The following is a 15,050-nucleotide window of genomic DNA, read 5'->3' on the forward strand; positions in this document are numbered from 1 at the left end:
CCGCCGAGCGCGTCGGTGGCGATCCGCATCGCCCTCACGCCCCGCCAAGCGCGTCGTCGGTCGCGCGCAGGCCGTCCTGCCGCGCGACCTCCATCCCCTCGCGCACCCACGTCATGCAGGCGCGCGTGTTGGGGATCCCGTCCACGACGACGAGGCACTCGAAGCAGACGCCCATCCCGCAGTAGACGCCGCGCGGCGCGCCCCCGACGGTCCGGCGCGTGACGCCGTGGCCGGCCGCCATCAGCGCCGCCGCGACCGTCTCGCCCTCGTGCGCGCGCAGCGGCGCGCCCTCGAGCTGGATCGTCACCTCGGGGCCGCGCACGAGCGCGGGTCTGAGCTTCAGGCGGCGCGACGCGGCCATCGCGGGACTACGCCTCCGCGCCCGTGGCGGCGCCGCCGGCAGCCTCGGCCTGCGCCTTCAGCAGCGGCTCCTCCATCACGATCCGGCGGATCTCGGCGAGCTTCGCCGGATCGGTCACCGGCAGGCGCGGGCGCCGCACGGTGCCGCCCGGCTGGCCGAGCACGTCCATGATCGCCTTCAGCTCGCTGGCGTAGTGGCCGTGCTGGCCGGCCCAGCCGCCCGGCAGCCAGAACTTCGGGAACAGCTCCTCGGTGCGGCGCGCGTGCACCAGCGCCGCCTCGTGGTCGCCGCCCCAGTGGGCGTCCCAGAAGGCCGGGTCGGGCGCGCCGTAGAGCGAGCCGCCGCCGACGGAGCCGTCGCCGCCGTGCTCGCGCAGCTGCGCGTAGCCGTACGTCGACATGTACGGGCCGAAGACGCGGACTCTGTCGTTGACCGCGCGCGAGGTCGCGAAGAACTGGTCGGCGTTCGGCGTCGAGTCCTTCAGCGCGACCGCCGTCGGGATCTCGACCAGGCGCCGCGCCAGCTCCGTGCCGATCTCGACGCTGGTGCCGTGCGGCCAGTTGTAGATCATCAGCGGCGCGTCGATCCCGGCCGAGATGTCCTCGTAGAAGGCGACGATCTCGTCCTCGAACGGCTTCGCGTACGGCGGCGGCGTCGAGGCGAAGCCGGCGGCGCCGACGGCGATCGCGTGGCGCGCGAAGTCGACGACCTGCTCGGCGGTGTACGACGTGCAGGCGACGACGACCGGCACGCGACCGGCGACCGCGGCGAGCGCGACCTCGGCGACCTGCTTGCGCTCGTCGGCCGTCTGCGAGAACCACTCGCCGGTCGTGCCGTTGACGACCAGGCCGTGGACCCCCTGGCCGACGTACCACTCGACCAGCCTGGTCAGCAGCTCCGGCGCGAGGCTGCCGTCCGCGTGGAAGGGCGTGGGGACTGCGGCCCAGTAGCCGGCCCAGGTGACGTCGTCTCGGTTCACGGTGCGTTCCTTCTGATCGGTTCAAGCCCTCGCCGGCGGACGCGCCGGGGGACGGTCGGGGGAATACTCGGCGGGCAGCGGCGACTTGCTGCCGGGGGCGCTCATCGACTCGGCCAGCATGCGCGCGAACAACGGGCTCATCGTGTAGCCGGAGGAGCCGGCGACGATCGTCCAGAGGCCCGGCGTGCGGCGCGACTCGCCCAGCAGCGGCGCCACGTCCGGGGTCCATGCGATCACGCCGGACCATGTTCGCAGCAGCCGCACGTCGGCCAGCGCCGGCACGACGCTGACGGCGACGTCGGCGTTGCCGGCGGCGCTCTGCCACATCGTCGTGTAGCGCTGCGGCGGTGCGGCCGCGCGCGACGGCCAGCCGCCGCCGATGATGAACGTGCCGTTGTAGGCCTGCTTCAGCGTCAGCCGCCGCCCGATGTGCTGGACCAGCGGCTTCAGGAAGCGCTCGCGCGGCTCGGTCACGTTGACGTGCAGGCCCTGGACGATCATCGGCAGCTCCCCGCCGGCCAGCGCGGCGAGCTGGTTGGCCCAGGCGCCGGCGGCGTTGACGAGCCGGCGGGCGCGGATCGTGCCGGCGCTGGTGCGCACGCGGAACGGGCCGCCGCCGTCGGCGCCCTCGCAGTCGATGCCGGTGACCGCAGTCGAGGTGCGGATCCGCGCGCCGCGCTGGACCGCGCGCAGCGCCAGCAGCGGCACCGCCCGCAGCGCGTCGACGTGACCCTCGGCGGGGGCGTGGGTCGCGCCGGTGACGCGCTCGGACAGGAACGGCGCGAGCGTGCGCAGCTCCTCCCCCTCGACCACGTGCGTCTCCAGGCCCGCGGCCGCTTCGAGCGGCTGCTTGGCGCGCAGCAGCGCAAGCTGCTCGGGCGTCTCGGCGACCATCAGGCCGCCGGTCACGTGCATGCCGATCGGGCCGTCCAGCTCTCGCTCCCAGCCGGCCCACAGCTCGAACGCCTCGGCGGCGAGCCGTGTCTCCTCGGTCAGCCGCTCGAGCGCGTCGGAGACGTCCGGCGAGGTCAGCTGGTGGATCGCGATCTGCAGGTGCATCGAGCCGGCGTTGGTGCCGGACGCCTCGCGGTTGAGCGCGTCGCGCTCGACCAGCACGACCTCCGTGCCGGCGCCGGCGAGGTAGTACGCGAGCGCCACGCCGGCGATGCCGCCGCCGACGATCAGCACGTCGGTCTCGGCCGGGAGGTCGCCGGTGGTGGCGTCGGCGGAGAGCCAGTGCGCAGGGTTCGTCGTCACTGGAACCGCCCCGGGTCGTCGGCGGGCGCCTGCGCGATCGCGCCGAGCGGGACCGGCCGCGCGGGCAGGCGCGGCGTCGCGGCCTCGATCGCCGACACGGAGCGGCCGTGATGGCGCGCGACCGACGCGGCGATCTGCCGCTGGCAGTTGCGCCCCTGGCAGAGGCCCATGCCGGCGCGCGTGAGGCTCTTGACGACGTTGACGTCGCCGCTGCCGGCGATCGCCTCGTCGAGCGTCGCGCGAGTGACCTCCTCGCAGCGGCAGACGATCGTCTGCGGCGCGGCCAGCTCGAAGACGCCGGGGCCGATCCGGTGCATCCGCCTCAGCGCTCTGCCGAAGACGCGCTTGCGCGCGAGCCGGCGGCGGATCGGGGCGGCGGCGACGACGGCTTCAGCGCTCGTGCTGCGGCCCAGCTCGACCGCCGCGCCGATCGCCGCGAGGCGCCCCTCGTCGGCGGCGACGTAGGAGCCTTCGACGCCGGTGCCGTCGCCGGCCGCCAGCACGCCGGGGACCGACGTGCGCATCCATTCGTCGACGGAGACGCAGGCGCCGCCGCGGTTCTCGTCGAACCCGAACGCGCAGCCGGCCAGGCGCGGCAGCTCGGTCGACGGGACGAAGCCGTAGCCGAGGCAGAGCGTGTCGGCCGCGACCGTCTCCTCGGTGCCCGCGACGACGCGCCAGTCGGCGTCGACGGCAGCGTGCGTGACCGACTCGACGCGGCCGTCGCCCTCGGCGCGCACGACGATGCGGCGGTAGCGCAGCGGGATGCGGCCGCGCAGCAGTTGGGAGCGGTAGCGGATCGCGTCGCGCAGCAGGCCGACGTTGCCGGGCGCCGCGAGGCCCATGCCGATCACGTCGGCGGCGCGCGGCGGCGGGCCGGCCTCGAGCACGAGCGAGACGTTCGCGCCGTAGCCGTGCAGCTGCGCCGGGAAGGCGAGCGCGAGCGGGCCGCTGCCCGCGAAGAGGATGTTCTCGCCCGGCAGCACGCGCTGCGTCTTGACGAGCGTCTGGGCGCCGCCCGCGGTCAGCACGCCGGGGAGCGTCCAGCCGGGGAACGTGACGGGACGGTCGTAGGCGCCGGCGGCGATCAGCCGCACGCGCGCGGTGACGGTCTGCGCGCGCTCGCCGTCGGTCGCGAGCACGACGGCGTCGCCGTCGAGCGCGAGCACGCTCGTGCGCAGCCGGATCTCCGCCCCGGACGCGACCGCGGCGTCGATCAGCGCGCCGCCGCGGACGTAGTCGGGGCCGAGCGCGCTCGGGTCGCGGACCTCGAAGCCCGGGCCCATGCGCTTGTGGATCTGTCCGCCCAGCGTGACCCGTTCGTCGACCAGCAGGACCGACAGACCGGCAGCGGCCGCTTGCGCAGCCGCTGCCAGCCCGGCGGGTCCACCGCCGGCCACGAGCAGGTCGTAAGACGCTTGCTCAGCCAACCGAGTGCCTCAGCAGGGGGGCATCGGGGGCATTTCGGTGACGCTGAACGCTCTCTTGTAGAGCGTCTCCAGCGTCCCGTCCTGCTGCTTCTCGCAGAGGAATCTGTCGAGGAACTGCACGAACGCCTCGTTGCCCTTCGGCACGGCGTAGGAGCCGTACTGGACGTCGAGCGGTCTGTCGATCTGCGCCTTCTCGAGTCTGCCTCTGTTGGACGCCTGGAACTGCGCCAGCAGGTAGTCCTCGACGACGATGCCGTCGGCACGACCGGTCGCGACCTCGAGGAACGCGGAGTTCTGGTCGGGCAGGCCGTTTATCGTCGCGTCGGGGAACATTCTTCTGGCCAGCTGCTCGGCCGTCGAGCCCTGCAGCGCGACGATCGTCTCGCCGCTTCTGTTGAGCTGGTCGGCGGACGTGACCGACGCCGCGTCGGCCGCGGGGACGCCGAGGACCTGCGCGTACGGGACGTAGGCGCGCGAGAAGTCGACGACCTGTCTGCGCTCCGGCGTCGCCGAGAGGCCGACGGAGACCATGTCGAACTTTCTCGACTGCAGGCCCGGGATGAGGCCGTTGAAGTCGAGGTTCTGGATGTTCAGGTCGAGGCCGGTCGCCGGCGCGAGCAGTCTCAGCAGCTCGACGTCGTAGCCCGCGGGCTGGCCGTTCTCGAGGTACATCTCCGGCTTGAACTGCAGGTTCATGCCGACCGTCAGCTTGCCGGCCTGGGCCGGGTTCAGACCCGTGTCGGCGCTGCCAGTCGTCGACGCGGACGTCGAGGCAGGTGCTGCAGTCGTGCTGGCGGCCGTGGAGCCGCTGTCGTCGTCGCTGCCGCAGGCCGACAGCGCGAACGCCGCCACTGCAGCCAGGACGAGCGCAAGCACCAGCTTCGGCCAGCGGCCGCTCGATCCCTTTGTGACCATCTTTGATCCTCCCATGCGGATATGGAGACTGCGACCTTCCGGCGAAGTCCGCCGTCAGGTCGTCTGCGACGCCCCGACACGCTCGACGAGCGCGTTGATGCGTCGCCGTTTACGGCCGGTGACGGCTCTGGCGATCCGCCCCTTCGGCGGGTTCTCCATGACCTTCTCGATGCCTCGGAAGAGAAAGTCGACCGCGAACGCAGCGGCGACGTACAGTGCCGCGGCCGCGGTGTAGAGAACAAACGGCTGGAAGTACGTTGAGTTGATGTTCTGCGTGACGCGAACGACCTCGACGAGCCCGATCACGGTGAAGGTCGAGGTGTCCTTCACCATGCCGATGAACATCGAGCCGATGTTCGGGATCGCCATCTTGGTCGCCTGCGGCAACGTGACCGAAGCGAAGATCCGCGCCGGATGCATGCCGAGCGCGAGGCCGGCTTCGCGCTGGCCTCTGGGCACCGCGATCAGCGCCGAGCGGTAGATCTCGGCGATGAACGCGCTGTACAGCAGCGTCAGTGCGATCACGCCGGCCTGGAAGACGGTGAACTCGATGCCCAGCAGCAGCGACAGGCCGAAGTAGACCCAGATGACGCTGACCAGCGCTGGCACGCCGCGGAAGACGTTGACGTAGGTCGCCGCGATCCACGAGCCGGGCTTGGGGCCCATCCGCAGCAGCGCGAGGAAGAGGCCGATGATCACCGACAGCACGAGGCCGACGACCGCGACCTCGGCCGCGGTCAGCAGGCCTCTCAGCAGGATCGACCGGTTGTCCCAGACGAGACCCCAGTCGTAGGACGCGAACACCGTGTGCATCAGAGCACCGCCGATACGAACTTGCGGGTACGGGGATTGGTCGAGCCGTCGAAGATGTCGCGGCCGCCGCGCTCGACGACGCAGCCGTCCTCCATGAAGACGTTCTGGTCGCCGATCTCGCGTGCGAAGCCGAGCTCGTGCGTGACGATCACCATCGTCATGCCGGACTCGGCGACCGTGCGCATCACCGACAGCACCTCGCCGACCAGCTCGGGGTCCAGCGCCGAGGTCGGCTCGTCGAACAGCATCACCTTCGGATCGAGCGCGAGCGCCCGGGCGATCGCGACGCGCTGCTGCTGACCGCCGGACATCTCCAGCGGGTAGTGCGCGGCGTGTCTCAGCAGACCGACGCGCTGCAGCGCGTGCGCGGCGCGCTCCTCGCACTCGCTGCGGCCGACTCTGCGGACCGAGCCGAGCGGCAGCGTGATGTTCTCGAGCGCCGTCAGGTGCGGGAACAGGTTGAACTGCTGGAAGACCATGCCGACGGAACGGCGCAGCTCGATCGGCTTGCCGCGCGGGAGGCGCTTGTCACCGTCGAGGCCGGGTCCGTACTCGACGCCGTCGAGCTTGAGCGAGCCGGCGTTCGGCTCCTCCAGCAGGTTGATCGTGCGCAGCAGGGTCGACTTCCCCGACCCTGACGGGCCGAAGATGACGACGTGTTCGCCCCTCTGGACCGCCAGATCGACGCCCTTGAGGACTTCGTTGGGGCCAAAGGACTTCCGGATCCCGGTCAGCTCGACAAGAGCTTCGGCTGGGATCTCGTGGGCGGGCGGAATGGTCTCGACCTCCACGCTCGTTGGGCTGTTCACGGTCTTCGACACCTACTTCGTCTCTTCTCTTGTTCCCGTTTTCGCTTCTGCTCGCATAGCGAGAACGCGCTCGCATAGTGAACGATGTTGAGCGACCTGTCAAGCGGGTTTGGCACGCTTTGGCCATCTCGGCACGTTCAGCGGATGTTGGACGCGCCATTGACGTCCAAGGTCGCGCCGGTCAGGTTCTTCACGGCGCCGGAGGCGAGGAACGCGATCAGTCGCCCGACCTCGTCGGGTTGCGCCATCTCCCCCATCGCGAGCGCCGCGTTGACGGCGTCGACGCCGCCGCGGTGGATCGCGGAGATCTCCGACATCGGCGTCTGCACGATCCCGGGCGCCACGACGTAGGAGAAGATCCCCTCTCTGGCGTGGTTGCGCGCGATCGTCTGCGCGAGCGCCTGCACGGCCGCCTTCGAGGCGGCATAGGCGCCCAGCTGCGGGATCGCCGAGCCGCGCTGCGCCGCCCAGCTCGACAGCGTGATCAGCGCCCCGCCGCCGTGCTGCCGGTAGTGGTTGACCGCCTCGCGCATCAGCGAGGCCGGCTCCAGCACGTTGACGCGCAGCGTGCGGTCCCAGCCCGCGTCCCACTCCTCGTCGCCGCCGTCCAGCGGCGTCTGGACCGAGACCGCGGCGTTGAGGACCACGACGTCGACGCGATCCCGCCACGCGACCGCCTCCTGCCACAGCCTGCGCGAAGCGCCCGCCCGCGAGAGGTCCTGCTGCACCAGCAGCACGCGCTCCGGCGCCTGCGCGCAGGCGCGCTCGGCGCCGTCGCGGTCGCTGGAGTAGTGGGCGATCAGGTGCGCGCCGCGCTCCAGCAGCGCGCTCGCGGTGGCAGAGCCGATTCCACCCGAGGCGCCGGTCAGCAGCACCGTCTTGGCGGTCAGGTCCTGGACGTCAGGCATGTGCGGTTCCTTCGTCGGGGTTGGCGCATCGACGCGAGCGGACTCGCTCGCGTGTGGTGGCTACGAGAGACCGCCGTCGACCGGCAGCAGATGGCCGGTCACGCCGCCGGCCATGTCGCTGGCGAGGAAGAGCGTCGCCGCGGCCACGTCATCGACCGTAGCGATCCGGCCCAGCGCCGTTGCGCTCGCGGCCTGCGCGAGCGCCTCGGCGACCGGCAACCCGCCCTCCGCCTCGCGGCGGGTCATGCGCGTCACGAGCGCGTCGGTCGCGATCGGGCCGGGCGCGACGCCGTTGACGCGGATCCCGCGGCGGCCGAGGTCCAGCGCGGCGGAGCGCACGACGCCGAGCGCGGCGTGCTTGCTGGCGGCGTACGTCGTCAGGTTGGCGTCGCCTCTCCACGAGTTCAGCGAGGCGATCACGACGACCGCGCCGTCGTCGCGGATGCGCGGCGAGGCGTGCTTCAGCGTCGCGACGAGGCCGCGCGCGTTGACCGCCAGCACGGCGTCCCACTCGGCCAGGTCCAGCTCGGCGATCGTCGACCAGCCCGGCACGACGCCGGCCGCGGCGACGAGCAGGTCCAGCTGCGGCGCGAGCCGTGCGGCCTGCACGAACGCATCGGCGGTGGCTTCGTCGTCGCGCAGGTCGACGGCGACGCCCTCCCAGCCGCCGGGCAGCGTCGCGGACGCGAGCGCCGCCGGCAGGTCGAGCACGACGCCGCCGGCGCCCTCCTGCGTCAGCCGCTGCACGACCGCGGCGCCGATGCCGCTGGCGCCGCCGGTGACGAGCGCGCGGCGCCCCTCGAGCAGCGTCATGCGCTCGCCCCCGCTCGCAGCACGGCGAGATCCCGCTCCGCCGCCTCGCGCTCGACGGGGACGTCGACGATGACCTCCTCGACGCCCGCGCCCGCGAGCGCGTCGAGGTGCTGCGCGACCTGCTCGGGCTTGCCGAGCGACTCGACGATCCGCAGCACGACGCGCGGCGCGACCTGCTCGGCGCCCGCCTCCTGCGCGGCGGCGCGCATCGTCGCGATCGCCTGCACGATCTCGTCCGGCTCGATCGCGCTCAACGGCTGCTGCGCGAGCCAGCCGTCGCCGACGGTGCCGGCGCGTCTGAGCGCGACCGGCGCGTGGCCGCCGATCAGCAGCGGGATCTCGTGCGCCGGCGGCGGCGAGCTGAGAATCCCGGCCGGGAGCGTGTAGCGCTCGGTCGCGCGCGCGGCGGGGCGGCCGCCCCAGCAGTCGCGCGCGATCTCGATCCACTCGACCATCCGCGAGCCGCGCGTCTTGAACGGCACGCCGAGCGCCTCGAACTCCTCCGCCAGCCAGCCGGCGCCGACCGCCAGCTCGAGGCGGCCGCCGCTGGCGACGTCGATCGAGGCGGCCTGCTTGGCGAACTCGACCGGGTTGCGCAGCGCCAGCACCAGCGCCGCGGTCCCGAGCCGGACGCGCTCGGTGACGGCCGCGGCGAGCGCGAGCGCGATCAGCGCGTCGAGGTACGGCGTGTCGGTCGCCCACGTCGCTCTGCCGTCGGCGGCGAACGGGTAGTACGACCCGATCGTCTGCGGCAGCACGATGTGGTCGCTGACCCACAGGGAGTCGTAGCCGGCGTCTTCGAGCGCCCGCGCCATCGCGGGGACGCCGTGCTGGAAGGGCAGCGGGCCGCTGTTGGGAAGCTTTGCGCCGATTCGCATCTGTCCATTCTCCGTTACCCGGGGATGGGCCCGCTCGCATTGCGAGTAGACGCCCGATATGCGAGCATCGTACCGGCTACACGAACAGGAGCGAGCGACGTCACCATGAGCACCGCGACGACCCTCGGGGTCGACCACATCGGAGTCGGCGTGTCCGACATGGAGCAGTCGAAGGAGTTCTGGGCGCAGCTCGGCTTCAGCGAGGTCGCGTTCGACTACAGCGGGCCGCTGCCCGGACTCGGCGCGGTCGCCGGCCGCGACGGCGTGCAGGCGCGCGTCGTGATGCTGCGCCCCGCCGTCCCGACCGTGCTCGGACCGGGCGCCGTCAAGCTCGTCCACACGACCGACGCGCCGCCGCCGCCGATGCCCGACGGCATGGCGTGGGGCGAGCCCGGCGTCTGCGAGGTCTGCGTCCACGTGAAGGACCAGGCCGCGCTCTACGAGCGGCTCGTCGCCGCCGGCAGCACCGGCCTGATGGAGCCGAACACGTCGCCGCTGGACCCCTACGGCACGCTCTGCTCGCTCTCCTACGTCGCCGATCCCGACGGCACGAAGATCGAGCTGATCGAGTGGCTCGACCTCGAGGCCGGCTGGCCGCAGGAGGCCGGGCCCCAGGGCGTCAACCACGTCGCCTTCGGCGTCGCCTCGCTGGAGCGCACGCGCGCGTTCTACGAGCAGCTCGGCTTCACCGGGATGCTGTTCGACTCCGACGGCTACTTCGAGCCGATGGACCCGTGGTACGCGCCGCGCAAGCCGCCGCGCCAGAAGATGACGCTGCTGACGAACCCCTCCGGCGCCGGGCTGGAGCCGGTCGAGCACATCCCCGCGTCGCCCGACATGAGCGGCGACTGGGGCCACCTCGGACCGTTCGACTTCGGCGTCGGCGTGCGCAACCTCGCCGTCGCCGTCGACCGCCTCGGCGAGCTGGGCGTCGAGCTGCGCTCACAGCCGCAGACGATCGAGCTGGGCGGCGGCGCGACGTGGAGCTACGCGTACTTCGCGGACCCGGACGGGACGCGCGTCTGCCTCACGGAGGCGCGGTACTGAGGGAGAGGCGTCAGACCGGGCGGGCGTCGTCTGATGCTCACGCGACGCCCGCGAGGTCGGCCTCGATCAGCTGGGCGGTCCGCAGCAACGGTCTCACCAGCTCGCTGCGGACCGACTCGGCCGAGCGCCGCATCACGTGCGTCGAGAGGTTGATCGCGCCGGTCACCCTGCCGTCGCGGTCGCGGACCGGGGCGGCGACGGCGATCAGGCCCTCCTCCAGCTCCTGGTCGACGAGCGCGTAGCCCGCCTGCCTGACGCTGTCCAGCTGTGCGCGCAGCTCGGCCGCGTCGGTCACGGTGTGCGGCAGTATCGGGCGCAGCGAGGCGCGCTCCAGGTACGCCTCCAGCTCGGCGTCCGTCAACGACGCGAGCAGCACCTTGCCCATCGAGGTCGCGTGCGCGGGCATCCGCGCGCCGACGTTGATCGCGATCGTCAGCGCCGCCGAGGACGGCACGCGCGCGAGGTAGACGATCTCGTCGCCGTCGAGCACCGACGCCTCGCTGGACTCGTCGACCTCGGCCACGAGCCGCTCGAGATGCGGCAGCGCGACGTCGGGGAAGCGCAGACCCGACAGGAACGAGTAGCCGAGCTGCAGCACCTTCGGCGTCAGCCGGAATATGCGGCCGTCGCTCTCGAGGTAGCCCAGCTCCATCAGCGTGATCAGGAAGCGGCGCGCGGTCGCGCGCGTCAGTCTCGTGCTCGCGGCGAGCTGGCTGACCGTCTGCTCCGGCGCGTGCGGACCGAAGGCGCGGATGATCGCGAGCCCGCGCTCGAGTGACTGGATGAACTCGCGCGGACGCTCGCCGCCGTTCTCGTCGTCGTCGCCCGGCAGGCTCGTCAATGAAACCCCCGACATGGGCCGCGATGTTATCGATGGCCGCCGCCACGACGGTCCACGTGCGTTCATCGTGTTCGCCTCAGGCCGATCATCTGGTTTCCGACGGTTCGGCGGCGCGGCGCGCCCGCTCCGCCGCGATCAGCTCGCGGTCGCGCCAGGCGACGCGCTCGTCCCACTGCTCCAACGGCAGCAGCGCGCGGCGCTGCTGCGCGACCGTCGCGACCAGCTCCGGCGTCCACGGATCGTCCTGACCGCGCTCGGCGCCCATGCGCGCGTAGGCCGGCCCCATCTTCTCCGCGTGCGAGGCGATCCCACCGCGCGTGTTGAGGTCGACCGTCTCGAACGGGCCGATGATCGCCCAGCGGCGCCCGAGCCCCTCGCGCACGACGCGATCGACGTCCTCCACAGACGCGACGCCGTCGCGCACGAGGCAGTACGCCTCGCGCAGCAGCGCGCCCTGCAGGCGGTTGAAGACGAACCCCTCCGGCTCGTGCGCGACCCGCACCGGCGACATGCCGGCGTCGCGCAGCAGCGCCTCGACGCCGTCCACGACCGCCGCCGCCGTGAACGGCGCCGGCACCAGCTCGACGACGGGCAGCAGGAACGGCGGGTTGGCCGGGTGCACGACGAGACAGCGCTCGCGTCCGGGCAGCTCACCCGCGAACGACGACGCCGTCAGCGCCGAGGAGGAGCTGGCGAGCGAGACGTGCGGCGCCGCGAGCGCATCGAGCTGCGCGAACAGCTCCCGCTTCAGCTCGACGCGCTCCGGCGCGCACTCCTGCACGTGGATCGCGCCGTCCAGCGCCGTCGCCAGGTCGGTGTGCGTCGCGACGCGCTGCGCGACCGCCGCGGGCGGCGCGTCGAGCAGCCCCGCCGCGGCCAGCTCGTCCAGCCGCGCGCGCAGCTCGCCGCGGGCGGCGTCGAGCCGCCCCGCGTCGGTGTCGTGGAGCGCGACCGATCGTCCGGCGCGGGCGAACACGATCGCCCAGGCGACGCCGATCGAGCCGCTGCCGACGACCGCGATCACGGCACGACGTCCTTGCGCACCGCCGCGCGCCACGTCGTCGCCCACCGCTGCGGGTCGTTGACGCCGCTGGCGTCGACCTGGTGCAGCGCCTGGTTGTGCGGCGCGGTCTTGACCAGCTCGGGATCCGTGTACGCCTCCTCGACCACGTGCGCGAGCACGTCGATCCAGAGGTCGACGTCCTCGCGCGACCACAGCTCGCCGGCCTCCGGCGTGAACGGCTCGGGGACTATCCACGGCTCGTGCGAGAGCCAGAAGGCGTCGACGCCGAAGTCGACCATCCGGTTCTGCACGTCGAAGACGGTCACGCCGGTCTCCTGCGTGACGCCGTCGAGCGAGTAGCGCGTCATCTCCAGCCGCGGCGCGGTCAGGTGCGGCTGCGACTTCGTCACGCCTCTGATCCGCAGCAGGCGCGTCTCCATGTAGTTGTTGGCGAGCACCGACAGGTCGGCGGCGTCGCGGATCCCCTCGGCGCCCAGCGCGCGCGCCCACGCGTACGCCTTCACGACGACCGGGACGTTGCCCCAGTACTCGCGCACGCGGCCGATCGACTGCGGCGCGTCGCGCTCCAGCCGATAGCCGTCGCCGTCGGGCCGCACGAGCGGGCGCGGCAGGAACGGCACCAGCTCCTCACTGCAGCCGTAGGCGCCCACGGCCGGTCCGCCGCCGCCCTTGGGCGCGCCGAACGTCTTGTGCAGCATGTACATGCAGGCGTCGAAGCCCAGCTCGCGGGCGCGGATCCGCCCCATCACGCCGTTGAAGTTGGCGTGGTCGTAGAAGGCCAAGCCGCCGGCCGCGTGGACGATCTCGACCCAGCGCTTGATGTGCGGGTTGTAGACGCCCATGTCGTCGGGGTTGTTGACCATCAGCGCGGCGGTTCTGTCGGAGACCGCGGCATCCAGCGCCTCGACCGACGGGTAGCCGTCGGGCTCCAGCGGCAGCGTCACGAGCTTGAAGCCGGCCGCCGCGGCCGTCGCCGGGTTGCACGGGTGCGCCAGCATCGTCGTGACGATCTCGTCGCGCTGGCCCAGCTCGCCGCGGGCGGCGTGGTAGGCGCGCGTGATGCACGCGTGCGTGTAGGCCGCGTCGGCGCCGCCGCCGGGCTGGAAGACGAACTGCGACATGCCCGACAGCTCGCGCAGGATCAGGTCGAACTCGTGCACGATCTCCAGCACGCCCTGCAGCGTCTGCTCGTCCTGGCCCGGGTGCAGCTCGGCCAGGAACGGCCGCGCGGCGAGCTGCTCGTTCAGCCGCGCGTTGTACTTCATCGTGCACGTGCCGAACAGGTTCACGCCCATCATCCCGAGCGTCATCTGCGACAGGTGCAGGTAGTGGCGCTGGACCTCGAACTCCGACAGCTCCGGCAGCGCGGGCGCCTGCCTGCGGCGCACGCCCTCCGGCACCAGCGCCGCGCCGTCGCCGACGGCCGCGACGACGTCCGGCTCGGCGGCGCCGACCAGCATGCCGCGCCGGCCCTCGCGCCCCAGCTCGAGCACGACCGGTTCGTCCCAGCGCGCCGCGTGGTAGCGCGGCAGTCTCGTCGTCGTCATCGGGTCGCCTCCGCCAGCGCCGCCACGAGGCGGTCGAGATCGTCCTGCGCGTGCACCTCTGTGACGGCGTAGAGCGCCGATTGGCCCAGCTCCGGATGCGACGCCGACAGGTCGCCGCCGCCGAAGACGCCCCTTGCACGCAGCGCCGCGTTGACCTCGCTGACCGTTCTCCCGCTCGCGTTGAAGTCGACGACCAGCTCCTTGAAGAAGCCGCCCCAGCGCACGCTCACGCCCGGCAGCTCGGCGATCCGCGCCGCCGCGTAGTGACTGCGCTGGAGGATCAGCTCGCCCAGCTCGGCGAAGCCCTGCGGCCCCATCAGCGACATGTAGACCGCGTTGACGACCGCCCACAGGTAGACGGAGTTGCCGGTCCAGTCCTTGCCGTTCTCGCGCGAGCCGTAGGAGGACTGCTCGAACAGCGTCATCGCGAAGCCGCGCTCGCCGGCGGCGCGCGTCGGCGCGATGCTGACCTGCAGCGTCGGATACTCGCGCGCGTAGCGCTCCTCGTCGCGGCTGGCGATGAAGCCGCCGACGCCGCCGCCGCAGTTCATGTGGACGCCGAGCGGCTGCGTCGAGCCGACCGCGATGTCGACGCCGAGCTGGCCGGGCGGCGCGAGCACGCCGAGGCTGAGCGGGTCGACGCCGAGGATCGTCTGCGCCCCGACGCCGCGCGCGAGCGCCGCGATCCGCTCCACCTCGGTCTCGATCACGCCGAGCGAGCCGGGCGTCTCGAGGTAGACGGCGGCGGTCCGCTCGCTCAGCTTCGCCTCCAGGTCGGCGACGTCGAGGCGGCCGCTGGCCGGGTCGACCGCGACCGCGACGATCGCGATGTGGCTCGCCATCTCGATCGGCTCGCAGTAGGTCCGCACGACGGCGAGCCGCTCGCGGTCCAGCGTCGCCGGCACGAGCACCTCGGCGCGGCCGGTGATCCGCTGCGCCATCCGGATCGCGTGCCCGGCGGCGCAGCCCCAGCTGTAGACGGGCAGGCCGACGAAGTCCAGCTCCAGCAGCTCGCCGAGCTGGCTGGCGAACTCGAACCACGCCTGGTTGCGGCCGTGGTCGGACGCGGGCGTCCCCCATTCGGAGGTGACGAACTCGGTCCGCTGCGCGATCTCGTCGCAGATCGCCGGCACGTGGTGCTGCCAGACGCCGCCGCCGAGGAACGACAGCGCCTGCTCGCAGTCGGTGTTGCGCGCGAGCGTGCGGCGCAGATGACGGCTGAGGTCGACCTCGGAGCCCAGCGCCGGCGGCAGCTGCAGCGGCCTGCTGAGACGATGGTCGTCCGGGATCTGGACGAACAGCTCCTCGGCGTCAGCGACGCCGACGGCGTCGAGCAGCTCCTGGCGCAGCTGCGGGGCCGAGTTGGCCATGTAGGGATGGGCGGTCGGTCCTGTCGGCGTCACGTGCGCCTGCCTCCTCGCGGGTGCT

Annotated in this window: 15 protein-coding genes; 1 reads left to right on the top strand and 14 read right to left on the bottom strand. The window is 72.5% G+C overall.

Annotation, left to right across the window (positions count from 1 at the left end):
- Positions 1-34: 34 nt before the first annotated feature.
- The 10 genes from Q7L65_RS01275 to Q7L65_RS01320 all read right to left on the bottom strand — a co-directional run bounded on the left by Q7L65_RS01275 (position 35) and on the right by Q7L65_RS01320 (position 9,163).
- Positions 35-361, bottom strand: coding sequence for a (2Fe-2S)-binding protein (locus Q7L65_RS01275; RefSeq protein ID WP_304718398.1), 327 nt, complete (start codon positions 359-361; stop codon positions 35-37).
- Between the two features lie 7 nt (positions 362-368).
- Positions 369-1,340: a dihydrodipicolinate synthase family protein gene (locus Q7L65_RS01280; protein ID WP_304718399.1), complete on the bottom strand. Its 972-nt coding sequence runs from the start codon at positions 1,338-1,340 to the stop codon at positions 369-371.
- A gap of 21 nt (positions 1,341-1,361) precedes the next feature.
- Positions 1,362-2,597: an FAD-binding oxidoreductase gene (locus tag Q7L65_RS01285; protein ID WP_304718400.1), complete on the bottom strand. Its 1,236-nt coding sequence runs from the start codon at positions 2,595-2,597 to the stop codon at positions 1,362-1,364.
- On the bottom strand, positions 2,594-4,027 hold the full coding sequence (locus Q7L65_RS01290) for an NAD(P)/FAD-dependent oxidoreductase (protein WP_304718401.1): 1,434 nt from the start codon (positions 4,025-4,027) through the stop codon (positions 2,594-2,596). Before Q7L65_RS01290 ends, Q7L65_RS01285 begins: the two co-directional genes overlap by 4 nt.
- A 9-nt stretch (positions 4,028-4,036) precedes the next feature.
- The gene (locus tag Q7L65_RS01295; protein WP_304718402.1) at positions 4,037-4,942 is read right to left on the bottom strand and encodes an ABC transporter substrate-binding protein; all 906 of its coding nucleotides are present in this window, start codon (positions 4,940-4,942) and stop codon (positions 4,037-4,039) included.
- 54 nt (positions 4,943-4,996) lie between these two features.
- On the bottom strand, positions 4,997-5,755 hold the full coding sequence (locus Q7L65_RS01300; protein WP_304718403.1) for an amino acid ABC transporter permease: 759 nt from the start codon (positions 5,753-5,755) through the stop codon (positions 4,997-4,999).
- On the bottom strand, positions 5,755-6,513 hold the full coding sequence (locus Q7L65_RS01305; protein ID WP_370552511.1) for an amino acid ABC transporter ATP-binding protein: 759 nt from the start codon (positions 6,511-6,513) through the stop codon (positions 5,755-5,757). The genes Q7L65_RS01300 and Q7L65_RS01305 overlap by 1 nt, the downstream gene beginning before the upstream one ends.
- 188 nt (positions 6,514-6,701) lie before the next feature.
- Positions 6,702-7,472, bottom strand: a complete 771-nt coding sequence (locus Q7L65_RS01310) for an SDR family NAD(P)-dependent oxidoreductase (protein ID WP_304718405.1) — start codon at positions 7,470-7,472, stop codon at positions 6,702-6,704.
- Positions 7,473-7,532: 60 nt separating this feature from the next.
- Entirely contained in the window at positions 7,533-8,285 is a 753-nt protein-coding gene (locus Q7L65_RS01315) for an SDR family NAD(P)-dependent oxidoreductase (RefSeq protein ID WP_304718406.1), read from the bottom strand.
- Positions 8,282-9,163, bottom strand: coding sequence for a TIGR03619 family F420-dependent LLM class oxidoreductase (locus Q7L65_RS01320; RefSeq protein ID WP_304718407.1), 882 nt, complete (start codon positions 9,161-9,163; stop codon positions 8,282-8,284). The genes Q7L65_RS01315 and Q7L65_RS01320 overlap by 4 nt, the downstream gene beginning before the upstream one ends.
- Positions 9,164-9,268: 105 nt before the next feature.
- Here Q7L65_RS01320 and Q7L65_RS01325 point away from each other — a divergent pair, with 105 nt between their 5' ends.
- Positions 9,269-10,210 carry a VOC family protein gene (locus tag Q7L65_RS01325; RefSeq protein WP_304718408.1) on the top strand — a complete coding sequence of 314 codons (942 nt, stop codon included), beginning with the start codon at positions 9,269-9,271 and terminating at the stop codon, positions 10,208-10,210.
- Between the two features lie 37 nt (positions 10,211-10,247).
- On the opposite strand, the gene Q7L65_RS01330 is transcribed toward Q7L65_RS01325, so the two are convergent.
- From Q7L65_RS01330 to gcvPA, 4 genes are all read right to left on the bottom strand, one after another.
- The gene (locus Q7L65_RS01330; RefSeq protein ID WP_304718409.1) at positions 10,248-11,066 is read right to left on the bottom strand and encodes an IclR family transcriptional regulator C-terminal domain-containing protein; all 819 of its coding nucleotides are present in this window, start codon (positions 11,064-11,066) and stop codon (positions 10,248-10,250) included.
- 70 nt (positions 11,067-11,136) lie between these two features.
- Entirely contained in the window at positions 11,137-12,075 is a 939-nt protein-coding gene (locus Q7L65_RS01335) for a 3-hydroxyacyl-CoA dehydrogenase (protein WP_304718410.1), read from the bottom strand.
- Positions 12,072-13,622 (bottom strand): aminomethyl-transferring glycine dehydrogenase subunit GcvPB, encoded by a 1,551-nt coding sequence (gcvPB, locus tag Q7L65_RS01340; protein ID WP_304718411.1) that lies wholly within the window; start codon positions 13,620-13,622, stop codon positions 12,072-12,074. The genes Q7L65_RS01335 and gcvPB overlap by 4 nt, the downstream gene beginning before the upstream one ends.
- Positions 13,619-15,025 (bottom strand): aminomethyl-transferring glycine dehydrogenase subunit GcvPA, encoded by a 1,407-nt coding sequence (gene gcvPA / locus Q7L65_RS01345; RefSeq protein ID WP_304718412.1) that lies wholly within the window; start codon positions 15,023-15,025, stop codon positions 13,619-13,621. Before gcvPA ends, gcvPB begins: the two co-directional genes overlap by 4 nt.
- Positions 15,026-15,050: the final 25 nt, after the last annotated feature.

It is taken from the genome of Conexibacter sp. CPCC 206217, assembly GCF_030646165.1.
Lineage (GTDB): Bacteria > Actinomycetota > Thermoleophilia > Solirubrobacterales > Solirubrobacteraceae > Conexibacter.

Coding starts and splice junctions, on each gene's coding strand:
- Q7L65_RS01275 (WP_304718398.1), bottom strand. CDS start 361: ATGGCCGCGTCGCGCCGCCTGAAGCTCAGACCCGCGCTCGTGCGCGGC.
- Q7L65_RS01295 (WP_304718402.1), bottom strand. CDS start 4,942: ATGGTCACAAAGGGATCGAGCGGCCGCTGGCCGAAGCTGGTGCTTGCG.
- Q7L65_RS01300 (WP_304718403.1), bottom strand. CDS start 5,755: ATGCACACGGTGTTCGCGTCCTACGACTGGGGTCTCGTCTGGGACAAC.
- Q7L65_RS01310 (WP_304718405.1), bottom strand. CDS start 7,472: ATGCCTGACGTCCAGGACCTGACCGCCAAGACGGTGCTGCTGACCGGC.
- Q7L65_RS01315 (WP_304718406.1), bottom strand. CDS start 8,285: ATGACGCTGCTCGAGGGGCGCCGCGCGCTCGTCACCGGCGGCGCCAGC.
- Q7L65_RS01320 (WP_304718407.1), bottom strand. CDS start 9,163: ATGCGAATCGGCGCAAAGCTTCCCAACAGCGGCCCGCTGCCCTTCCAG.
- Q7L65_RS01325 (WP_304718408.1), top strand. CDS start 9,269: ATGAGCACCGCGACGACCCTCGGGGTCGACCACATCGGAGTCGGCGTG.
- Q7L65_RS01330 (WP_304718409.1), bottom strand. CDS start 11,066: ATGTCGGGGGTTTCATTGACGAGCCTGCCGGGCGACGACGACGAGAAC.
- gcvPB (WP_304718411.1), bottom strand. CDS start 13,622: ATGACGACGACGAGACTGCCGCGCTACCACGCGGCGCGCTGGGACGAA.